This is a genomic window from Amycolatopsis stemonae, assembly GCF_054781455.1.
The window spans coordinates 125,526-147,393 of the sequence record NZ_BAAGUJ010000013.1 but is presented as its reverse complement, the minus strand read 5'-3'; the positions used below and the strand labels follow the sequence as shown (position 1 = coordinate 147,393).

Here is a 21,868-nt window from a genome sequence, read left to right as displayed (position 1 = left end):
GCCCGGGGGCTGTTGTGCGGATCCTGTTCACGACGGTGGCCCTGCCGGGTCACTTCTTCCCGCTGGTCCCGCTGGCCTGGGCCTGCCGCGCGGCGGGGCACGAGGTGCTGGTGCTGAGCGCCGAGCACTTCGTCCCGACGGTGCTGGGCTCGGGCCTGCCGGGCACGTCGTCGGGCCCGGCGGAGCGGTTCGCCGACCTGGTCGCCGACGACCGGCCGAGCGAAGGCCTGGCGGAGCAGCGCACGGCGCACGGCCGGGTGTTCGGCCGCATGGCGGCCCGCGCCCTGCCGGGCACGTCGGTGGCGATGCGCGCGTGGCGCCCGGACGTGGTGGTCTGCGAGCGCGCGGAGTTCGCCGGCCCGGTCGCGGCGTGGAGCCTGGGCATCCCGCAGGTGGAGCTGCACTGGGGGGTGGCGGCGCTGCCGGAGTACCGCTGGGGCGCGGCGACGGAGCTGTCGGTCCAGTTGGCCGCCCGCGGCCTGGACGTGCTCCCGAGACCGACGGCGACGCTCAACCCGTGGCCCCCCTCGCTGCGCCTCCCGCACGCGGCGGCCCACACGGGCATCCGCCCGCTGGCGTACAACGGCGAGGCCCGGGTGCCGGACTGGGTCCTGCGGCGCCGGCGCAAGCCGAGGGTGTGCCTGACGCTGGGCACGGTGGTGCCCCGCACGGGCCGCAGCCAGGTGGCGGAGAGCGTGGCCGACATCGTGGGCGCGCTGTCGGACCTGGAAGTGGAGCTGGTGGTGGCGGTGGACGACCGGATCGCGGCGGGCTGGCCCCCGTTGCCGGCGGCGGTCCGCCACGTGGGCCGCATGCCACTGTCCCCGGTATTCGCAACCTGCGACGCGGTAATCCACCACGGCGGCCAGGGAACAGCGCTGACGGCGATCGAGGCGGCATTGCCCCAGGTAGTCCTCCCGGTGTTCGACGACCAGTTCGACAACGGCGAGTCGGTGGCCCGCGCCGGAGCGGGCATCAGGCTCCTGCCGGACGAGATCGCCCCATCGGCGATCGCGGACCGCTGCGCGCGAATCCTGGACCGCCCGGGCTACCGCCACGCGGCGGCGACGCTGGCAGCGGAGCTGGCGGCCCAGCCGACCCCCGCTGAGGTGGCGGAGGGTCTGGCCGCGTTGGTGGCCGAGGGAGCCGCGGAGGCGGCTTGAGGGTGCGGTGCCGGCCTGGGGCGCTGCCGAGGCGGTGTGAGGGCTCTGGCGGCCCGGGGCGCTGCCGAGGCGGCTTGAGGGTGCGGTACTTGGCCCGGCGCGCTGCCGAGGCGGCGTAACGGCGCTTTGGCGGCCAAGGACCTGCTTGACGCGGCCTGAGGGCGCATTCGTGGCCGAGGGCTGCGGCTTGAGGGCACATCGGTGGCCGAGGAGTTGCCGAAGCGGCGCGAGGGTGCCTTGGCGGCCGAGGGCGCTGCCGCGGCGCGCGAGGGTGCGTTGGTGGCCGAGGCCCGAGGGTGCGTTGGTGGCCGAGGCGGGTGAGGCTTCAGCGAAGCCAGGCGGTGATGCGCTCGAAGGCCTCGCGTTCATGCCGGCTGAGCGGCGGCGAAAGCCGCAGATCAGGATGCCGCACGGGCGCAAGGAACCGGGGAGCCGCGAACGGCCCGGGCCCGGTGAGCCCGTTCAGCAGGTAGCCGCTGTGGCTGAAGCCGGCCGTCCGCTCGACGGCGTGCAGCAGCCTCTTCCCCATCGAATCCGACACGGAAAGTTCCTCCACCTTCACCGGCCCGGGCGGGCCGTGTTCTTCCATGATGCTGTTTCCGGGCGGGGAATACCACCTTGGGGTGGTCCGAGCAGGTTTCTTCGGCCTGTGGGCGGAAGGGAGCAAGCTGGAAGATGCACGCGTGCCGGATGTTAGGTACAAGCCGCGCTCGGCGGGCGTGGTGGCCTGGCTGCGGTTGGTCCTGGCGCGCTTGCCGCACCGCCACGCTGCGGCCCCGACGCTGCCGCGTACGCGACAGGCTCACGGCACTCAAGCGCCGTGTTCGCCGACCCGTGACGCGGCGCTGAGATCACTGGCGCACGCGGGGCTCCGGCTCGCGTCGCATCGAGTGCGTCGTTCCGGTGGGCCCGGGGCCAACCCAGGGTGCGTTGCATGGGATGCCGAGATCATCGGCGCGCGGGTGCCTTCGGTGGTGTGCTTGCCGCCTGCGAGCTACTGCCCGCACCGCTCAAAGCGCCGACGGGCGGTCCCTTCCAGGGAGCCGTGCGAGCTGTGTTGGCCGACGTACGAGGCTCGCGACACAGACACGCCAGACCGACGCCTCGGGCGGACAAGCCGCGTCCCCCCGAAAGTGGTCGCCAGGCCGTCCGGGGGAGCACCATCCAAAGAGGATCGTGTCGCGTCAGGCGGCCTCCGGTGTGGACGGTTGCGGAGTGTCGCTCGCGGGTTGTGCCTCCGATGTGGACGGTGGGGCGCTGGGGGTCGGTGGGGTGGGCTCCGGTGGACCGGGCACGGGTGGTGGTCCGGCGTGCGTGGCCAGATAGTGGAGCTTCCTGAGGTGGCGCTGGACGAGGCCGGCGCGTCGGGCTTCGGTGAAGATTGCCCGGGCGGCCTTGTTCGTTCGCCGGCGGTGGTGGCGGGACGGGGGTTCGGGCTCCGGCATGGTGGGTCCTCCGCGCGGGGTACGCCGGACGGGTCGGCGTGTCGGGTTGACGGGATCATTGCTCGGTGTGACGGCTCGGTTGCGGGGGAGCACGATGGGCGGATTCACCGTCCGGGTAACAAGATTGTCTCGGAAAAGGTCCGGACAAGGTGTGGTTGCGCCACTCGGCCGCTTGCGGGGCACGGCTTCCGGGCTCCGGCGCCGCAGAGAGTCGTGGACGGAGACCGTCCACTGTGGGGCGAGGTGGAGGCGGAAAGGACGTCGGAGCGTGGGGTCGATCACGTGGCCGGGATGAGCCGTGCGCAGCTGCGCACGGCGTCTCCCCTGGTGGCGCCCCCGGCAGGACTCGAACCTGCGACCTAGAGATTAGAAGGCTCTTGCTCTGTCCAGCTGAGCTACGAGGGCCCGCGCCGACGGCCTGCTGCCGATCGAGCCGGTCGCCCGGCATCGGCAGCTTAGTCGTCACCAACCTCTCGATCGTTCGACACCGGCGAATCGTTTCAGGTCTCGTCCGAGGAATTCGGCGACGAGGTGCTGACCACGTCCCCGACCGCCGACTGCCTTGATCGTCAACCCCGGCGGGGGAGGGTGGTGTGGATCTCTCCCGCCGGCCTGACCCTCGCTCGGCTGGGTTCCGTGGTGGACGGACGAGGTGGCTGAGCCCCGCCGCGTGGGACGGGTGTGCTGGCCGCGGGCGAGCCGGGGTAAGCCGCTTGGACCTGCGACCTGGTGACGGAAGGCTCTCGAGATTTGGGACGCCCTGGCTGGAGCCCGGCCCAAGACGCGCCGTAAGCCTCGGTGTCGACTGCCCGGGCAGGAGGACCAGTGACGAGGCCTGCGCCCCAGGAGCGCGGCGGCCCGGCGTGTTCAGTGCCGACGGAGCCAGGCCGACGAAGTCCAGCCCTCGATGCCCAGCCCGGAAGCCTGGCCCACGCAGCCACGCAGCCACGCAGCCACGCAGCCACGGAGCCGCCCAGCCACGCGGCCGCCCAGCCACGCAGCGACGGAGTCATGCGGCCACGCAGCTCACGGAGCCCGTGAAGGGCCCGTGGGCGCGCCACGCCGCAGAGGCGCGCCCACGGGTGGGGCCGCTGTCGGGGTAGCGGCCCCTGACGGGCCCGGCCGCCGCCGCGAGCCGGCTCTTCCCCTGGGGAGCGGTCGGCGGGTTCGGGCCCAGCTCGTGGCGTTACTCCCAGATCTGGATCCCGCGGACCAGGAACGGTGCGTTCGGGACGAAAGTGCCGCCACCCGGGTAGGTGACGAAATCTCCCTCGGTCGAGCATTCGTCGTCCTGGTACACCGTGACGTCGCGGGTCATCAGATTCTCGAATGACGAACCGGCGAATCCCTCGGACAGGGGAATGCATTCCCCCGGATTCGCGGTGCGCAGGTCGAACCGCTGGACCTCGCCGCCGTAGTCGTTCGCCGCCCAAACGCAGAACTCGCCCTTCTGGCAGCCTGGGTCGGCCTGGGCGTTCGCGGTTCCGGCGCTGGTCAGGAGGCCCAGGGTGGCCAGGATCAGCAGGTACGGGAGACGGCGTGAAGACATCGTGGATTTCCCCTCTGGAATCGCGGCGTTCGGGCCGCGGTGAACTGGTGATTCCAGATTGGCGGGCGGTGGGGGATTTGTCAGCGGGCAATTTCGGATCTGTGGACAGGTGGCCGCCCGGGAACTGGTTGTCCACAGATCCGCGAACGGTCTTGCGGGTCGGCGGACGCGGTGCTAGGCGGGCCCGGTGCTGCCCCGCACCACCAGGGAGACCGGCACCTCGGCCGGCTCCGGCACCGGGTCGCCGTTCAGCAGGCCCAGCACCAGTTCGCCCGCGATCCGGCCCTTGGCCGCGAGGTCCTGGCGAACCGTGGTCAACGGCGGCGACGACCACGCGGCGGGCGGGCTGTCGTCGAAGCCGACCACCGAAAGCTCGTCCGGCACGCCGACCCCGAGCTGTGCCGCCGCGGCGAGGACCGCCAGGGCGAGCTGGTCGGACATGCACAGCACCGCCGTCGGCCGCGGGGACCGCCCGAGCAGCGCGAACGCCCCCGCCATCGCGCTCTCCGCGCTGAGCCCGGCCGCCTCCTCGACCGCCACCGGCGCCGAGCCCAGCGCCGAGACGTACCCGGCCAGCCGCTCCCGGGTGTCGTGGAACGCGGCCTGCGCCGCCGAGGTGGCCGAAAGACTGCCCCCACCAGGCGTGACCCGGCTGCACGCGGCGAAGATCCCGAACCGCCGGTGGCCGAGCGAAACGAGGTGCCGGGCGGCCAGCGCCGCTCCGAGCCGGTCCTGGCACCCGATCCGCGCCGCGCCGGGCAGCAGCGGCTGGTCGACGACCACGAGCGGCAATCCCCGCGCGCGTACCGCGTCCAGTGCCGGAGCGCCGTCGGCCAGCGAATACGCGACCGCGATGTCGGCCTGCGCGGCCAGCACGCGCGCCGCGGGCGGCCCACCCGAAGGACCGCCCGGCAGGAGCAGCAACGCGTGCCCGTGCGGGTCGACGACCCGGGCCAGCGCGTCCAGCGTCAGGGACAACGCCGGGTCGGAGAACGCCGTCGACAGCGACGTGTCCAGCAGGACCGCGATCGCCCCGGTCCGGCTGGTGGCGAGGCTCCGCGCGGTCGGGTCCGGGCCCGCGTAGCCGAGTTCGGAGGCCACTCGCAGGACCTCTTCGCGCAGCTGGGCGGAGAGCTGGTCAGGCCGGTTGTACGCGTTCGAGACGGTGGCCCGGGAGACGCCGACGGCTCCGGCCACGTCGTCGAGCGTGGGACGGCGGCGCCGGGTCATCCGCGCAGTCTAGCCACGACCCGGTGGACTTTCTGAAGCGCTTCAGTCACCCTGGTGACCACGAAAGGGGGAAACAATGCGGCTCGCGGTGTTCACGGTGTTCGCCCTCAACGGCCTCGCGCTGGGCTCCTGGGCTTCACGCACGCCCGCGCTCGCCGCCCAGGTGCACGCCTCACCCGGCGTCTTCGGCCTCGCTCTGCTGGGCGCCAGCGTCGGGATGCTCGCCGCCGCATCGGTGTCCGGGCGGCTCATCGAGCGGGCCGGTGCCCGCGCGGTCGTCGCCGGGAGCACCCTGCTCGCCGCGGTTTCCCTGATCCTGATCGGCTTCGCGCCGACCGTGCCGCTGCTGGCCGGTGCGCTGTTCGTGATCGGCGTGAGCGTCGGGATGCTCGACGTCGCCATGAACGTCGCCGCGGTGGCCGTCGAACGCCGGGTGGCCCGGCCGATCATGCCGGAGTTCCACGCGGGGTTCAGCTTCGGCGCCCTCGCCGGTTCGCTGGCCGCGGGGCTCGCCGCCGGCCACGGCTGGTCGCCGGGGCGCCACCTGACCGTGGCCGCCGTCGTCGCGGTCGTGGTGCTGCTGCTCGTCGTCCGCGCGGTCCCCGGCAGCCGTCCCGAGCACACCGAAGAGGCCGCGCCGAGCCGGGCGCCGATCCGCCGGCCGGTGCTGTGGCTGCTCGCCGCGGTCGCGCTCTGCTCGGCGATCGCCGAGGGCGCGTCCTCGGACTGGTCCGCGCTGCTGATGACGGCCGAGCGCGGCGTCGGCGAGGGCTACGCGGCCCTGGCCTTCGCCGGTTTCCAGCTGGTCATGGCCCTGACCCGGCTCGCGGGCTCGTGGGCGCAACGCCGCTTCGGCCCCACCCGCTGCCTGGCCGCGGGTTCGGTGCTGGCCTCGGCCGGGTTGCTCGCCGCGGCCGCGATCCCGGTCGCCGCCGTCGGTTACGCCGGTTTCGCGCTCGCCGGCGCCGGTCTCGCCGCGTCGTTCCCGCTCGCCCTCAGCCTCGCCGGCGACGCCGGCAAACGCGGCGACGGCACCGGCGGCGAGCGCGAGATCGGCTTCGTCACGGCCATCGCCTACACCGGGTTCCTGGGCGGCCCGCCGATCATCGGCGGCATCGCGCAGGTGACGGACTACGGCGTCGCGTTCGGCTTCGTCGCGTGCGTGGCCGCGCTGATCCTGCCCGCCCCCCTCGGCGCCCGCCGCGCCCGGCTCCGCGAGGAAGCCGCGTTGACAGTCGAATCGTGACGAACCCCAGGGATCCGAACCCCGGGGTACGCGTCTCTTCCTGTGCGGCCCCTACAGCCGAAGCCCCGATTGACAGTGCGGAAGCACGCGGGGCAAGCTGAGCACGTCGTTAGCTGAAATGAATACGCCGACGTTACGGTTTCAGGTGGGCTGGTCAGGGTAGGGGCCTTGACCCGGGGAGGACGTCGTGAGGGTTGTGCTGCTCGGCGGCGCGGGGGCGCTCGCCGGCGGAAGCGGGCGGTTCGGGCCGGGCCTCTCGCTGGTCCAGGGTGCCGTGCCCCGGCTCGTGCTCGTTCCGGTCGCGTTCCGGCTCGCGCTGTTCCTGCAGGCGGTCTGGGCGTCGGACGCGCTCGGCGCGCCGGCCCTCGGGATCGCGGTGGCGTTCTACCTCGTGCCGAACCTCCTCGAGGTCGCCTGGGTCTTCTGCCGCACCACCGGCATCCGCGCGGTGCTCGCCGCCGACACCGCGTACACGGTCGCCACGAGCCTCGCCGCGGCGGCGTTCGCGGCGCACGTGCCCGGCCTGCTCGCGCTGACCTGGCCGAACATCATGGGCACGGTCATGGTCTGGACGCTGCTGCGCGGCGCCCCGGCCGGGGCGGTGGCGATCGTCGGCGCCGTGCTCCTGCGCTACGGCGTCGCGGCGGTGTCGGGCACCGCGGCGCCCGCGACGTGGATCGTGCTCGCCCTGGTCGCGGCGGCCGTGACGGCCCTGGCGATCGTGCTGCTGGTCGCCGGTTCGATGCGGTTCGCGCTCGGGCTGGGGGAGCAGCGCGGCCGGGCCGCGGAACGGGAACGGCACCGCCGCGACGTCCACGACACGGTGCTGCAGGTGATGGAGTCGCTCGCCCTCCCGGCGCCGCGGGACGCGCTCGACCCGGTCGGCAGCCTCGACCAGGTTCGCCGCATCGCCCGTGCGCACGCTCTGCGCCTGCGGCTGAGCCTCGACGGGGACGCGCCCGCCGAGCCGGGCGGCCTCGAACACCGCCTCGGCGCGTTGGCCGTCGAGATGACAGCGGAGGGCCTTCGCGTCGACCTCGTGACGCTTGCGAAGCCCAGCGAAGTCCCCGAAAGCCTCGTAAACGCCCTGCACGACGCAGCCCGCGAAGCGCTGCGAAACACGCTGAAGCACGCGAAGACGTCGAGAGCCGTTGTGTGTCTCGAAGAGCGCGAAGGCGTCGTCACGGTCTCCGTGCGCGACCACGGGACCGGCTTCGACGTCGCCGCGCACGCCAAGGGGTTCGGCATCGAGAACTCGATCCACGCGCGGATGGCCGAGATCGGGGGCGGGGCGAGGATCGACTCGGCGCCCGGCCAGGGCACCCGCGTCGTGCTGACCGTGCCGTCAGAGCTGCGTTTCCCCGTCGGGTGAGTCCCGCCACTGCGCGAACGGGCGGTCCAGCGACCACTTGCCGTCGGACTCGGACAGGACCCGGTATTCGCAGGTCGCCGGGTTGGACAGGGATTCGAACAGCTCGATGCTCCAGCCGAAGAGCCGGCGGCACAGCAGCCGCAGCGTGAGCCCGTGCGAGACGATCAGCACCGTCTCGGGGTGACTTTCGTCGCGCAGCCTCAGGTCCGAGAGGAACGCGGCGACGCGGTCGTCGACGTCCGCGCCCGACTCACCGAAGGGCAGCCGGTAGAAAAAGTGCCCGAACTCGTTGCGCCGCGCCTTCTGGATCTCCTGGTCGGCCGGGTCCTGGAGGTTGCCCCAGTCCTGTTCGCGCAGCCGCGGCTCCTGCAGCAGCCGCTCGCAGGAGGCCTCGATGCCCAGCAGCCGCAACGTCTCCCGCGTGCGCAGGTACGGGCTGACGTACACGGCCGGCCGCGCGCCGTCGAGCAGCGTGGCGATTTCGGGCGCCACCGCGAGGGCCTCCCGGCGGCCCTTCTCGGTGAGCGGCAGGGCGTGATCCGGGATCCGCGTGTAGGCGAGCTCGTCGACGTTGCCGAGCGACTCGGCGTGCCGCAGCAGGATCATCTTCACGCTCCCATCCTGCCCGTCACGCGGGTGTAACCCGGCCGGGGCATACGCTCAGGGGCGTGTCCGAGCAGTCCGTGACCAGAACCGACGTCCCTTCGCAGCGCCGGGCCAGCGTGCTGCCCCTGATCTCGGTCGGCGTGCTGCTGGCCGCGGTCGTCGCGATCGGGCTGATCGCGCTCACCGGCGGCGCCGGGTACGTCATCGCCGGCCTGCCGGACCCGGGGCTGGTGACCAAGTACGGCATCACCGTCATGCGCGTGCTCTCCGAAGCCGCGTCCGTGATCTGCGTCGGCTCGCTGCTGCTGGCCGCGTTCCTGGTGCCGCCGCAGAAGTCGGGCACGCTCGGCCCCGAGGGCTACGGCGCCCTTCGCGCGGCCGGCGTCGCCGCCTGGGTGTGGTTCGGCGCGGCCCTGCTCTCGGTCGCCTTCACCGCCGCCGACACCGCCGGGAAGCCGTTCGGCGAGGTGCTGGACCCGCAGACGCTGCTCGACCTCGTCGGCGCCATCGAACAGCCGAAGGCCTGGCTGTGGACGGCGCTGATCGCGATCCTCGTCGCGCTCGGCTGCCGGCTCGCGCTGACCTGGGGCTGGACGGCGGTGCTGTTCTTCCTGGCCGTCGGCGGGCTGGTGCCGGTCGCGGTCACCGGGCACTCGGCCAGCGGCGGCTCGCACGACGTCGCGACGAACAGCCTCCTGTTCCACCTGGTCGCCGCGTCGCTCTGGGTCGGCGGCCTGATCGCCGTGCTGGCACTGGGCTACCGGCGCGGCGGCCACCTGAGCCTGGCCGCGCAGCGGTTCTCGAGGCTGGCCCTGGTCTGCTGGATCGTGATGGCGATCTCCGGCGTGATCAACGCGCTGGTCCGGATCGGCCTGAACGACCTCTTCACGACCGACTACGGCCTCCTGGTCGTCGCCAAGACGGTCGCGCTGCTCCTGCTCGGGGTCTTCGGCCACCAGCAGCGGCAGAAGGGCGTCAAGGACCTCGTCGACGGCCGGGGCGGCGCGCAGCTGCTGCGCCTGGCCGCGGTCGAGATCCTGATCATGTTCGTCACCATCGGGATCGCGTCCGGCCTGGCCCGGACGCCGCCACCGGCGGACGCGGTCACCCAGCCGTCCACGACCGAGCTGCTGATCGGCTACAACCTCGACGGGCCGCCGACGGTCTGGCGGCTGCTCTTCGACACCCGCTTCGACCTCGTCTACGGCACGCTCGCGCTCGTCCTCGGCGGGCTGTACCTCGCCGGGGTCCGGCGGCTGCTGCGCCGCGGCGACACCTGGCCCGTCGGCCGGACGATCTCCTGGATCGTCGGTTGCGTCGTGCTGCTGATCGCGACGTCGTCGGGCATCGGCCGGTACGCGCCCGCGATGTTCAGCGTGCACATGGGCAACCACATGCTCCTGTCGATGGTGGCGCCGGTGCTGTTCGTGCTCGGCGGCCCGGTGACGCTCGCGCTGCGCGCCCTGCCGGCCGCGGGCAAGGAGGCCCCGCCGGGACCGCGCGAGTGGCTCGTCGCCGCCGTGCACTCCCCGGTGTCGCGGTTCCTCACGCACCCGGTGGTCGCGCTGCTGCTGTTCGTCGGCTCGTTCTACGCGCTGTACTTCTCGGGCCTGTTCGACAACGCGCTGAACTACCACTGGGCGCACCTGGCGATGAACGCGCACTTCCTGCTCGCCGGGTACGTCTTCTACTGGCCGGTGATCGGCGTCGACCCGGCGCCGCGGCGGATCCCGTACCTCGGCCGGCTCGGCATGATGTTCGCCGCGATGCCGTTCCACGCCTTCTTCGGCGTGATCCTGATGAGCAAGCAGACCGTGATCGGGCAGGCGTTCTACAGCCAGCTGCACCTGCCGTGGGTCACCGACCTGCTGGCCGACCAGCGGCTCGGCGGCGGCATCGCGTGGGCGTCCGGCGAGATCCCGGTGCTGCTGGTGCTGATCGCGCTGCTGGTGCAGTGGTCGCGCCAGGACGAGCGCGAGGCGAAGCGGCGGGACCGGCGCGAGGCGGTGACCGGCGACGAAGAGCTGAACGCCTACAACGCGATGCTGAAGAACCTCGCCGAGGGCAAGCGCGCCGACTGAGTCTCGACTTCCGGTAGAGGTTGACCCCGTCCCGGATGCCGGGAAAACCGCGGTTTCGGTGTTCCCGCGGTGATCTCGGGCTGACTTTCGGTAGTCCGACGGTGACCGGCGTCAGGCCGCGATCAGGAGCGCTCTACGATCGTCGGTATGGCCGAGTTCATCTACACCATGAAGAAGGTGCGCAAGACCGTCGGGGACAAGGTCATCCTCGACGACGTCAGCACCGCGTTCTACCCCGGCGCCAAGATCGGCGTGGTGGGGCCGAACGGTGCCGGTAAGTCCACCGTGCTGAAGATCATGGCGGGGATCGAGCAGGCCAGCAACGGCGAAGCGTTCCTCCAGCCGGGCGCGAGCGTGGGCATCCTCATGCAGGAGCCGGAGCTCAACGAGGAGAAGACGGTCCGCGAGAACGTCGAAGAGGGCCTCGGCGAGGTCAAGGTCAAGCTCGACCGGTACAACGAGGTCCTCAAGCTCATGGAGACCGAGTACACCGAAGAGCTGATGGAGGAGATGGGGCAGCTCCAGGAGGAGCTGGACCACGCCGACGCCTGGGAGCTCGACTCGACCGTCGAGCAGGCCATGGACGCGCTGCGCTGCCCGCCGCCGGACGAAGGCGTCACGCACCTCTCCGGGGGTGAGCGCCGCCGCGTCGCGCTGTGCAAGCTGCTGCTGTCCGCGCCCGACCTGCTGCTGCTCGACGAGCCCACCAACCACCTGGACGCCGAGAGTGTCCTGTGGCTGGAGCAGTTCCTGGCCCGCTACGCCGGCGCCGTCCTCGCCGTCACCCACGACCGGTACTTCCTCGACAACGTGGCCCAGTGGATCATGGAGCTGGACCGCGGCCGCGTCGTCGGCTACGAAGGCAACTACTCGACGTACCTGGAGAAGAAGCGCGAGCGCCTCGAGGTCCAGGGCAAGAAGGACGCGAAGCTCGCGAAGCGCCTGAAGACCGAGCTCGACTGGGTCCGGTCCAACGCCAAGGCGCGCCAGACCAAGTCGCGTTCCCGCCTCGACCGCTACGAGGAGATGGCGGCGGAGGCGGACAAGCACCGCAAGCTCGACTTCGAAGAGATCCAGATCCCGCCGGGCCCGCGGCTGGGCAACGTCGTGGTCGAGGTCGAGAAGCTCAAGAAGGGCTTCGACGACCGCGTCCTCATCGACGGCCTGTCGTTCGACCTCCCGCGCAACGGCATCGTCGGCGTGATCGGCCCGAACGGCGTCGGCAAGACCACGCTGTTCAAGACGATCGTCGGGCTCGAAGAGCCGGACGACGGCGTGGTCAAGATCGGCGAGACGGTCAAACTGTCCTATGTGGACCAGAACCGCGGCGGGATCGACCCGAAGAAGACCGTCTGGCAGGTCGTCTCCGACGAGCTGGACTACATCCACGTCGGTCAGACCGAGATGCCGTCGCGCGCGTACGTCAGCGCGTTCGGCTTCAAGGGCCCGGACCAGCAGAAGCCGGCGGGCGTGCTCTCCGGTGGTGAGCGCAACCGGCTCAACCTCGCGCTGACGCTCAAGCAGGGCGGGAACCTGATCCTGCTCGACGAGCCGACGAACGACCTGGACGTCGAGACCCTGGGCTCGCTGGAGAACGCGCTGGAGCAGTTCCCCGGCTGCGCCGTCGTGATCTCCCACGACCGGTGGTTCCTCGACCGGGTCGCGACGCACATCCTGGCCTGGGAAGGCACCGACGAAGACCCGGCCAAGTGGTTCTGGTTCGAGGGCAACTTCGAGGGGTACGAGAAGAACAAGGTGGAGCGGATGGGCGCCGAAGCGGCCCGCCCGCACCGTGTCACCCACCGCAAGCTGACCCGCGACTGAGGGGGCGGGTTTCCCCGTGGAAGCCAGCAAGCAGCACCGGACGGGCCCGCTCTCGCACGAGAGCGGGCGCTCCGTCAATGCCGGGGGAACCCTCTCCGCAGTCGGCCGGCTGATCGAGCGGGCGGACGCCCTGCACCTGCGCGCGCCTGAGCTCGCCCTGGTCCTCGGCGAGCGCGCCGCCGCGCTGTCCGAAGCCGCGGGCGCCGACGAACAGTGGATCCGCGCCGAGAGCCTGGTCGTGTCCGCGCGCGTCCGGCTCGGCGAGCGGCCGGGCACGGTCGGGCGCGCCGTCGCGGCGTTGCGTGCGGCCGAACACGCGGGCTACGGCGACATCGCCGCCCGGCTGCGCATCGACCTAGCCGTCTGCGCACGCAGCTTGGGCGTGCCGCTGACCGGGCTCGCCGCGCTGCGGCCGGTCCTCACGGACCCGGTCGTTTCGCCGGTGCACCGAGCCGCCGCGTTGACGCACCTGGTCGGCTGCCTCGGCCTGCTCGGGCGCAAGGCCGAACTGGACCGCGTGCTCGTCGAGGCGGACAAGCTCGTGCTCGGCGACGAGTCCCTGGGCGCCGACACCCAGCTTCTGGTGCGGGCGCTGCTGCGCGTCGGCACGGCCGCGCACCGGCGCCGCCACGGCGATCTGACGGCGGCGGCCGACGCCGCCCGGACCGGCCTGGGCTTCCTGGAGAAGCTCGACAACCCGGCCGACGACGGCGGCCTCGTCCGGATCCGGCTGGTCCTGCTGCTGGTCAGCACCCTGCTCGACCGCGGCGACACCGAAATGGCGTACGAGATCGCCGAGCCGGTGCTGGCCGAGCCCGTGCGGGCGGCGGGCATCGCCCCGGCGGGCTGGCTGCGACTGGCCGTCGCGACGCGGATCCACCTGCCCGCCGGCTCCGGTGAAGCGGCGATCGAGCTGGTCCGCGAAGCCGTCGCGAGCACGGACCGGCACGGCATGTCGGCCGTCACCGCCCGGCTGTGGCTGGAGCTGGCGCAGCTGCAGGAGCGGTTCGGGCAGGCCGAGGAAGCGATCGCGTGCCTGTACCGCTCGCGGGCGGCCGAGCAGCTGCACGCGCGGGCCCGGCGGCAGGCGTGCAGCGTCCTGGCCGGCGAGTTCGGCACCGGAGAACCGGCGTCGGTCGATCTGGACGAGGTGCTGAAGGCGGTGCCGTCACGGCCGGTCCCGGTCGTCGCGGCCGAGCCGGTCGCGCCGCCGCCCTCGCCACCGGCTTCGCCGGCTTGGTCGTTCGGCCGCGAGGAAGCTCCGCAGCCGGCGGCCCCCGCGTGGTCGTTCGAACGGCCGCGGGCGACGGCGGACGTCGCCGAGACCACGGTGATGCCGGCGGTGCGCGACGAGCCCGCGCCGCCCCGGCAGCCGCGCTCGGAACCGGTGGTGGTGGAGCGCCGCCCCGAGCGCCCCGCGGCGCGACCGGAGCCGATCGAGGTGCGCTCGGAGCGGCGTGCGGAGCCGGAGTATCGCGCCGAGTCGGTTGGGCGGCGTTCTGAACCTGAGTACCAGCCGGAGTCGGTGCAGCGGCGTGCGGCGGACTCGGTCGAGCGGCGTGCGGAGCCGGAGTTCCGGGCCGAGTCGGGCAGGCGGCGCGCAGAGCCGGAGTTTCGGCCGGAGTCGGTTGGGCGGCGTGCGGAGCCGGAGTTTCGGTCGGAGTCGGTCGGGGGGCGTGCGGAGCCCGAGTTTCGGCCGGAGTCGGCGGAACGGCTTGCGGAGCCGGAGCCCGGGGGCCGACGGCGTGCGGCGCCTGAGCCTGCCGAGGAGCGTCGGAACGCTGCGCTCGAACCGATCGAGGTGCGGTCGGAACGGCGCGCGGAGCCGGTGGGGAAGCGGCGTGCGGCGGCTGAGCCGATCGAGGTGCGGTCGGGGCGGCCTGCCGAGCCGGATTTCCGGCCGGAGCCGGTCGAGGTGCGCTCCGAACCCGCGGAACGGCGCGAGCCAGAGGTGCGTTCGGGGCGGTCTGGCGAGCCGGAGCAGCCCGTGGCGAGTGCGCCGGTGCCCGGCGAAAGCGGGAAGACCAAGTTCTCCTGGGCGGCGCTCGCCGAAGCGCGGCTGAAGGAGACCGCCGCCGAACGGGAGTCGGCGCCCACGCGCGTCACGCCCGCTTTGCCGCTCGCGCCCGAGCCCGCCGCCGAGCGGGACGACCGGCCGCAGCCGTCGACCCGGCACGACTCCGAGCACGGCTCGGTGGCCGCGCGGTCGGTGCTCGACCGGCTCGGGATTTCATCGTCCGGGGGCAGCGGGGGCGGTGGCCGTCGCCGCGCGGAGGACACCGACGCGGAGGGCCCCGCCGCCGAAAGCCCGCGCCGTGACCGTCCCGAGCCCGAGCTGGCCCCGCCGCCGCGGCCGGAGGACGAGCCGCCGGACTACCGCGACGAAGCCGAACCCTGGCTGCCGCGGCTGCGGATGCCGCCGTCGCTGGAGCCGATGGAGGACTTCGGGCACTGGACGCCCGCGACGGCGCCCTTCCCCGAGAGCTACGCCCGCGCCATCGCCGAGGACGAGCCCCCGCCGGACGCGGGGCTCGCCGACCTCCTCGCCCGCGCGCTCGCCGAGCACCAGGCCGGCACCGCGAGCGCGGCCGCGCTGGTCAAGCAGCTGGGTTCACAGGACACCGGCCACCGCAACGGCCACGGCCGCAACGGCCACGGCGCCGAAGTTTCGGACTCCCGCCGCCACGGCTCAGGCGACTGACGCGTACCGACCCGGTCCGGCCGCCGCCCGAACGCGACGCTCGGCTGGCCGCGTAGTTCGCCCCCGCGCGGTGCCCGTTCGCGACGCCTCGCCCGCGGTGCGGTCCACGCCGCGCGGTGCCCGTTCGCGACGCTTCGCCTGCGGTGCGGTCCACGCCGCGTGGTGCCCGTTCGAGACGCCCCACCGGCCGCCCAGTTCACTCCACCCGGCACCCGATCGCCGAGACGTCGGGCGCCGTCGCCGACCTGCCGGGCGCCCGGCCGCAGTGGGATCCGTCGCAGTCTGGTGTCGCCGACCGGCCGACAGGCTTCGCCGAGCGGCTCGACCGGCGATCAACTGAACCGATCATGTTGGCCTCACGTCGCACAACGCCCGCGGCGGGAGGCTGGTCAGCGCCGTGCGGGCGGCTCGAACACAACCCGTCAGTAGCTTGACCGATCACGCGAATCCGCTGGCCCGGAAGGGTTTTCGGGCTTTAGTGAACCTCCGGGTCTTCATGTGTTCCCCGACCGCGGCGCATTAGTGTGGGGTGGTCCGGTTCATCGCCGAACCGGCACGGTGCCACCTCACGCATACTGGAGAGTTGCCTCAAATGAGCTCGACCGGAGTCTCGTCCCTACCCGGAACCGGAGCCGACGCCGAACCCGAATTCGGCCAGCGTTCCCCGGCCAGCCCGGAGCAGATCAGGGACGACCTGATCGACGCCGCCGCCGGCCTGGCGCCGGAGATCGGGGAGCTCATCCGGCTCTACTACCGGCACATCCCGGCCGAGGAGATCGTCGGCGACGAGCCCGTCAACCTGGTGGGCGCGGTGCGCTCGCACCTGCAGCTCGCCAAGTCCCGCATGCCCGGCCGCCCGGCTGTGCGGCTGCTGAACCCCACCGTCGCCGAAGACGGCTGGGCCCGCGAAGCCACCGTCGTGCAGGTCGTCACCGACGACATGCCGTACCTGGTCGACTCGATCGCCGCCGAGTTCGCCCGCGACGGCGTGCAGGTGCAGCGGATCGTCCACCCGATCGTCGTGGTCAGCCGCGACCTGACCGGGGAGCTCCAGGAGGTCCACCCGGACGCCGACCCGGCCGACCCGCCCGCGAACTCGGCCGCCGAGTCGTGGATGTACATCGAGATCGACTTCGTCACCGACCCGAACCGCGCGCGCGAGCTCGACAACCGGCTGTCCAGCGTGCTGGGCGACGTCCGCGAGGTCGTCGAAGACGCCGAGAAGATGGCCCAGACGGCGTGCCAGCTCGCGAGCGAGCTGGAGACCGACCCGCCGAAGCTGCCCGAAGCCGAGGTCGCCGAGGGCGCGCGGCTGCTGCGCTGGCTGGCCGACGGCCACTTCACCTTCCTCGGCTACCGACGCTACGAGCTGATCGACAACCCGCACCCGGACTCGGACGAGCCGGCGCTGCGCGCGGTCCTCGCGTCCGGCCTGGGCGTGCTGCGCCAGGACAGCCTCGCCGCCCGCGGCCTCACCGCCGGCCCGGACACCGCCGCCACCGCGCTCGCGCCGTCGCTGCTGGTGCTGACGCAGGCGAGCGCGCCCTCGACCGTGCACCGGCCGGTCTACCCGTACTACGTCGGCGTGAAGACCTTCGACGCCGACGGCAAGGTCACCGGCGAGCACCGCTTCCTCGGCATGTTCACCACGACCGCGCTGCACGAGAACGTGCTCGACATCCCGGTGGTGTGCAACCGGGTCCGCGAGGTCATCCACCGCGCCGGCTTCCCCATGGAGTCCTTCTCCGGCCAGCGGATGCTCGAGGTGCTGCAGAACTGGCCGCGCGCCGACCTGTTCTCCGCCGACACCGATTCGCTGTACTCGACGACGACGGGCGCGATCACGCTGTCCGACCGGCGGCGGCTGCGCCTGTTCCTGCGCCGCGACCCGTACGGCCGCTTCTACTCCTGCCTCGTCTACCTCCCGCAGGACCGCTACACGACGCGCTCGCGGCTGGCGATGCAGGAGGTGCTGCTCGAAGAGCTCGAAGGCACCCAGCTCGAATACAGCGCCCGGATCGGCGAAACCGTGCTGGCGCAGGTGCACTTCATGGTGCACACCGACCCGTCGCGGCGGCTGGAGCCGGACACCCAGCGGATCCAGGAACGGCTCAACAGCGCCGTCCGCAGCTGGGACGACCGGATGGTCGAAGCGGTGCTGGACGAGCGCCGGGAGCGGTCCGACGGCGGCGTCGCCGTGGGTGTCCTCGGCGAGGAGTCGGCGACCGAGCAGGGGCAGCGCTTCGCGAGTGTCTTCCCCGAGGGCTACAAGGAGGACTTCTCGGCCGAAGAGGCGCTGGCCGACCTCCGCGCGCTCGACTCGCTGACCGACGAGGGCGACCTCGCGCTGTCGTTCTACCTGCCCGCCGGCGCCGAGCCGGGCGAGCGCCGCTTCAAGCTGTACCTGCGCGGTGAGGGCGTCACGCTGTCGAAGGTGCTCCCGGTGCTGCAGGCCATGGGCGTCGAGGTGGTCGACGAGCGCCCGTACGAGCTGCACCGCGAGGACGGCGGTGCCTGCTGGATCTACGACTTCGGCCTGCGCATCGCGCAGAAGATGCTCGACGAGGCCGACGAGCACGCGATTTCCCAGCTGCGCCAGCGGTTCCAGGACGCCTTCGAGGCCGCCTGGCGCGGTGACGCCGAGGTGGACGGGCTCAACGGCCTGGTCCTGCGGGCCGGGCTGACCTGGCGCCAGGCGGCCGTGCTGCGCGCGTACTCGCGCTACCTGCGCCAGGCCGGCAGCGCGTTCTCCCAGGACTACATCCAGAACACGCTGCTCAAGCACACCCAGGTCGCGACGAAGCTGCTGCGGCTGTTCGAAGCCCGCTTCGACCCGCAGCTGGGCGACACCGACCGCGAGGCGGCCACCGAGGCGCTGGCCGGCGAGCTGAGCGCGATGATCGACGAGGTCACCAGCCTCGACGAAGACCGGATCCTGCGCCGGCTGATGGCCGTCATCCAGGCGACGCTGCGGACGAACTACCACGTCACCGACGCCGACGGGAACCCGAAGACGTACCTGGCGATCAAGCTCGACCCGAGCGGCGTGCCGGACCTGCCCGAGCCGCGGCCGCGGTTCGAGATCTTCGTGTACTCGCCGCGCGTCGAGGGCGTGCACCTGCGCTTCGGCGAGGTCGCGCGCGGTGGCCTGCGCTGGTCGGACCGCCGGGAGGACTTCCGAACCGAGATCCTCGGCCTGGTCAAGGCGCAGGCGGTGAAGAACGCGGTGATCGTGCCGGTCGGCGCGAAGGGCGGCTTCGTCGTGAAGCGCCCGCCCATCCCGACCGGGGACGCGAGCATCGACCGCGACGCCCAGCTCAACGAGGGCATCGCCTGCTACCGCATGTTCATCTCCGGCCTGCTCGACCTGACCGACAACCGGATCGAGGGCAAGACGGTGCCCGCGCCGGGTGTCGTCCGGCACGACGCCGACGACTCGTACCTGGTCGTCGCGGCGGACAAGGGCACCGCGAAGTTCTCCGACATCGCCAACGAAATGTCGGCGAAGTACGGCTTCTGGCTCGGGGACGCCTTCGCCTCCGGTGGCTCGGTCGGCTACGACCACAAGGCCATGGGCATCACGGCGAAGGGCGCCTGGGAGAGCGTCAAGCGGCACTTCCGCGAGCTGGGCAAGGACACCCAAACCGAGGACTTCACGGTCGTCGGCATCGGCGACATGATGGGCGACGTCTTCGGCAACGGCATGCTGCTCTCGGAGCACATCCGGCTGGTCGCGGCGTTCAACCACATGCACGTCTTCCTCGACCCGAACCCGGACGCGGCGAGCTCGTTCGCCGAGCGCCGCCGGCTGTTCGACCTGCCGCGCAGCTCGTGGGACGACTACGACCGCTCCCTGATCAGCGAGGGCGGCGGGATCTACCCGCGCACCGCGAAGTCGATCCCGATCAGCCCGCAGGTCCGCGTGGCCCTCGGCCTGGACGAGGGGGTCACCGCGCTGGCGCCGATGGACCTGATCCAGGCGATCCTGCTGGCGCCGGTCGAGCTGCTGTGGAACGGCGGCATCGGCACGTACGTCAAGGCCGAGACCGAGTCCCACGCTGCCGCCGGCGACAAGGCCAACGACGCCATCCGCGTCGACGGCAAGCAGCTGCGGGTCAAGGTGTTCGGCGAAGGCGGCAACCTGGGCCTGACGCAGCTGGGCCGGATCGAGTTCGCCCGCAACGGCGGCAAGATCAACACCGACGCGCTGGACAACTCGGCCGGGGTCGACTGCTCCGACCACGAGGTCAACATCAAGATCCTGCTCGACCACCTGGTGCAGACCGGGAAGCTCGAGGAGGCGCAGCGCAACGAGCTGCTGGTGGAGATGACCGACGAGGTCGGCGCGCTGGTGCTCGACGACAACTACCGGCAGAACGCGGTCCTCGGCGTCAGCCGGGCGCACGCCGCGCCGATGGTGTCGGTGCACGCGCGCCAGGTGCAGGCGCTGGTGTCCGCGGGTGCCTTCGACCGCAAGCTCGAAGCGCTGCCGAGCAACTCCGAGTTCCGGGAGCTGGAGAAGGCGGGCAAGGGCCTCACCTCGCCCGAGCTCGCGACCCTGCTCGCGCACGTCAAGCTGGAGCTGAAGGACGAGCTGCTGGCCAGCGACCTGCCCGACTCGCAGGTGTTCGCCGGCCGGCTGTCGCAGTACTTCCCGAAGCCGCTGCGCGAGCGGTTCGCCCCCGCGATCGGCGAGCACCCGCTGCGCCGGCAGATCATCACCACGATGATCGCCAACGAGGTCGTCGACGGCGGCGGCATCTCCTTCGTCTACCGGCTGATGGAGGAGATGAACGCGACCGCGACCGACGCGGTGCGCGCGTACGCCGTGGTGACCCGGGTGTTCGACCTCCCGGCCCTGTGGGCGGAGATCGACGCGCTGGACAACGTCGTGTCCACCGACGTCGCCGACACCATGGTGCTGGAGACGCGGCGGCTGCTCGACCGGGCCGCGCGCTGGTTCCTCACCAACCGGCCGCAGCCGCTCGCGCCGCTGGCGGAGATCAACCGCTTCGGCCGGGTGCTCGGTGAGCTGGTCCCGAAGATCCACGACCTGCTGCGCGGCCGCGAAGCGGAGTCGGTGCAGAAGCACGTGGACGAGCTGATCGCGGCGAACGTGCCCGAGGAGCTCGCCCGCCGCGTCTCGCTGCTGCTGCACACCTACGGCCTGCTGGACGTCACCGAGGTCGCCGAGCTGGCCGAGCAGCAGATCGGCGTCGACGCGACGCACAGCCCGGCGGAGACGGCGGACCTGTACTACGCCCTCTCGGCGCACCTGGACGTCGACAAGATGCTCACCGAGATCAGCGCGCTCGAACGCGGCAACCGCTGGCACGCCCTCGCCCGGCTTTCGCTGCGCGACGACGTCTACGGCTCGCTGCGGGCGATCACGCTGGACGCGTTGCGGCACAGCGATCCCGGGTCCTCGGCGGACGCCAAGATCGCCCAGTGGGAAAAGACGAACGCCTCCCGGCTGCAGCGGGCGCGCGTCGCGCTGGACGAGATCACCAAGTCCGGCCGGCTCGACCTCGCGACGCTTTCCGTGGCGGCCCGGCAGATCCGGAGCACGGTGCGGTGACCTACGTTTCGCTGGTCCGTCCCCGCTGGACGGACATGGACGTCTACGGGCACATCAACCACGCGAAGATGGTGACGCTGCTCGAAGAGGCCCGCATCCCGCTGCTGTTCGCGGGGGCCGTCGAGGCCGGGCTCGAGGAGCTGCCGAAGGGCATCGTCGTCGTCCGGCTGGCGATCGCCTACAAGGCGCCGGTCGTGGTGTCCGGGCAGCAGCTCCGCGTCGAGATCGACCTGACCGACCTGAAGGCGGCGAGCTTCACGCTCGCCTACCGCGTCCACACCGGACCGGGAGAGACGGACCCGGTGGCGGTCACCGCCGAGACCGTGCTGGCGCCGTACGACACGGTCGCGCTGCGGCCGCGTAGGCTCAGCGCGGCCGAGTCGGAGTTTCTGAAGCAGGGGTTCGCGGATGCCTGAGTTGTTCGTGCCGGACGCGGCGGACCGGGAGACCCTCGGTGCGTTCGTCGCCCGCGCGGTCCGGTTGGACGGCCAGACAGCCGTCCGGCTCCGGCAGCGCGGCGACGGCGTGGTCGAAGCCTGGACGGCGACGCCGTTCGAGTGCCTGGCGACGCGCGCGGTGGCCGGCGACGTCACGCCCGGCGACGTCACCGTGTCCGGCAACGAGCTGCTCGCAGCGCTGACCGTGGCGGGCGGGACCCGGATGGACCCGGGACCCGCGCGCGACCTGCTGTGGCACGGCGAGCTCCCGCCGCCCGGCCGCTGGCCGCTGGTCGACGAGCTGCCGGCGAACGTGGTGGCCGACCTGGCGGACCGGGGCGTCACGCTGGCCCGCGACAACGTCGGCCCGCACGGCACGCCGCCGGCGTCGCTGATGGACCAGGCGGTGCTGACGGTGAGCGGCGGTTCGCAGGAGGTCAAGGTCCAGATGCGCTGCCTGTTCGCGATGTCCGGCATGGGCTTCGTGGATTCGGACGTCGAAGGCGACGTCGTGCGCGTGACGGCGACGGATTCGTGGCTGCGCCTGGACGCCCGGTACGGCGCGATCGTCCGGCGCCGGCACGCGCTCCTGCCGCTGCTGTTCTGACGGATTCCTTACGACGGCGGCGCGCGCCG

General features: G+C 72.3%; 13 protein-coding genes and 1 tRNA gene. 9 read left to right on the top strand and 5 right to left on the bottom strand.

Translation table 11 applies throughout. From position 1 onward, the window contains the following. Positions 1 to 14: 14 nt before the first annotated feature. Positions 15 to 1,163, top strand: a complete 1,149-nt coding sequence (locus tag ACYVLJ_RS36420) for a glycosyltransferase family protein (RefSeq protein ID WP_460442093.1) — start codon at positions 15 to 17, stop codon at positions 1,161 to 1,163. A gap of 325 nt (positions 1,164 to 1,488) precedes the next feature. Here the strand turns inward: ACYVLJ_RS36420 and ACYVLJ_RS36415 are convergent, their stop codons facing one another. From ACYVLJ_RS36415 to ACYVLJ_RS36400, 4 genes are all read right to left on the bottom strand, one after another. Next, positions 1,489 to 1,704: a hypothetical protein gene (locus ACYVLJ_RS36415; protein WP_451978233.1), complete on the bottom strand. Its 216-nt coding sequence runs from the start codon at positions 1,702 to 1,704 to the stop codon at positions 1,489 to 1,491. A 1,232-nt stretch (positions 1,705 to 2,936) separates the two neighbouring features. Next, positions 2,937 to 3,013: transfer RNA gene (locus ACYVLJ_RS36410), tRNA-Arg, on the bottom strand. Positions 3,014 to 3,794: 781 nt separating this feature from the next. Next, a complete protein-coding gene (locus ACYVLJ_RS36405; RefSeq protein ID WP_460442092.1) occupies positions 3,795 to 4,157 on the bottom strand; it encodes a peptidase inhibitor family I36 protein in 363 nt (120 codons plus the stop codon). Positions 4,158 to 4,331: 174 nt separating this feature from the next. Next, the gene (locus ACYVLJ_RS36400) at positions 4,332 to 5,387 is read right to left on the bottom strand and encodes a LacI family DNA-binding transcriptional regulator (protein ID WP_460442091.1); all 1,056 of its coding nucleotides are present in this window, start codon (positions 5,385 to 5,387) and stop codon (positions 4,332 to 4,334) included. 76 nt (positions 5,388 to 5,463) lie between these two features. Between ACYVLJ_RS36400 and ACYVLJ_RS36395 the strand changes: the two genes are divergently transcribed. After that, on the top strand, positions 5,464 to 6,633 hold the full coding sequence (locus tag ACYVLJ_RS36395; protein WP_460442090.1) for an MFS transporter: 1,170 nt from the start codon (positions 5,464 to 5,466) through the stop codon (positions 6,631 to 6,633). Between the two features lie 196 nt (positions 6,634 to 6,829). Then, entirely contained in the window at positions 6,830 to 8,005 is a 1,176-nt protein-coding gene (locus ACYVLJ_RS36390) for a sensor histidine kinase (protein WP_460442139.1), read from the top strand. On the opposite strand, the gene ACYVLJ_RS36385 is transcribed toward ACYVLJ_RS36390, so the two are convergent. Further along, entirely contained in the window at positions 7,979 to 8,617 is a 639-nt protein-coding gene (locus ACYVLJ_RS36385) for a phosphoglycerate mutase family protein (protein WP_460442089.1), read from the bottom strand. The two genes, ACYVLJ_RS36390 and ACYVLJ_RS36385, sit on opposite strands and share 27 nt — an antisense overlap. A 56-nt stretch (positions 8,618 to 8,673) precedes the next feature. Here ACYVLJ_RS36385 and ACYVLJ_RS36380 point away from each other — a divergent pair, with 56 nt between their 5' ends. From ACYVLJ_RS36380 to ACYVLJ_RS36355, 6 genes are all read left to right on the top strand, one after another. Next, a complete protein-coding gene (locus tag ACYVLJ_RS36380; RefSeq protein ID WP_460442088.1) occupies positions 8,674 to 10,692 on the top strand; it encodes a cytochrome c oxidase assembly protein in 2,019 nt (672 codons plus the stop codon). A 147-nt stretch (positions 10,693 to 10,839) separates the two neighbouring features. Continuing rightward, positions 10,840 to 12,516 (top strand): energy-dependent translational throttle protein EttA, encoded by a 1,677-nt coding sequence (gene ettA, locus ACYVLJ_RS36375; protein ID WP_451978250.1) that lies wholly within the window; start codon positions 10,840 to 10,842, stop codon positions 12,514 to 12,516. A gap of 16 nt (positions 12,517 to 12,532) precedes the next feature. Further along, complete coding sequence (locus tag ACYVLJ_RS36370; RefSeq protein WP_460442087.1) at positions 12,533 to 15,217, top strand: ATP-binding protein; 2,685 nt, start codon at positions 12,533 to 12,535, stop codon at positions 15,215 to 15,217. 592 nt (positions 15,218 to 15,809) lie between these two features. Then, a complete protein-coding gene (locus tag ACYVLJ_RS36365) occupies positions 15,810 to 20,795 on the top strand; it encodes an NAD-glutamate dehydrogenase (protein WP_460442086.1) in 4,986 nt (1,661 codons plus the stop codon). Beyond that, positions 20,792 to 21,211, top strand: a complete 420-nt coding sequence (locus ACYVLJ_RS36360; RefSeq protein WP_460442085.1) for an acyl-CoA thioesterase — start codon at positions 20,792 to 20,794, stop codon at positions 21,209 to 21,211. Before ACYVLJ_RS36365 ends, ACYVLJ_RS36360 begins: the two co-directional genes overlap by 4 nt. Then, complete coding sequence (locus ACYVLJ_RS36355) at positions 21,204 to 21,839, top strand: hypothetical protein (RefSeq protein ID WP_451978262.1); 636 nt, start codon at positions 21,204 to 21,206, stop codon at positions 21,837 to 21,839. Before ACYVLJ_RS36360 ends, ACYVLJ_RS36355 begins: the two co-directional genes overlap by 8 nt. Positions 21,840 to 21,868 lie beyond the last annotated feature (29 nt).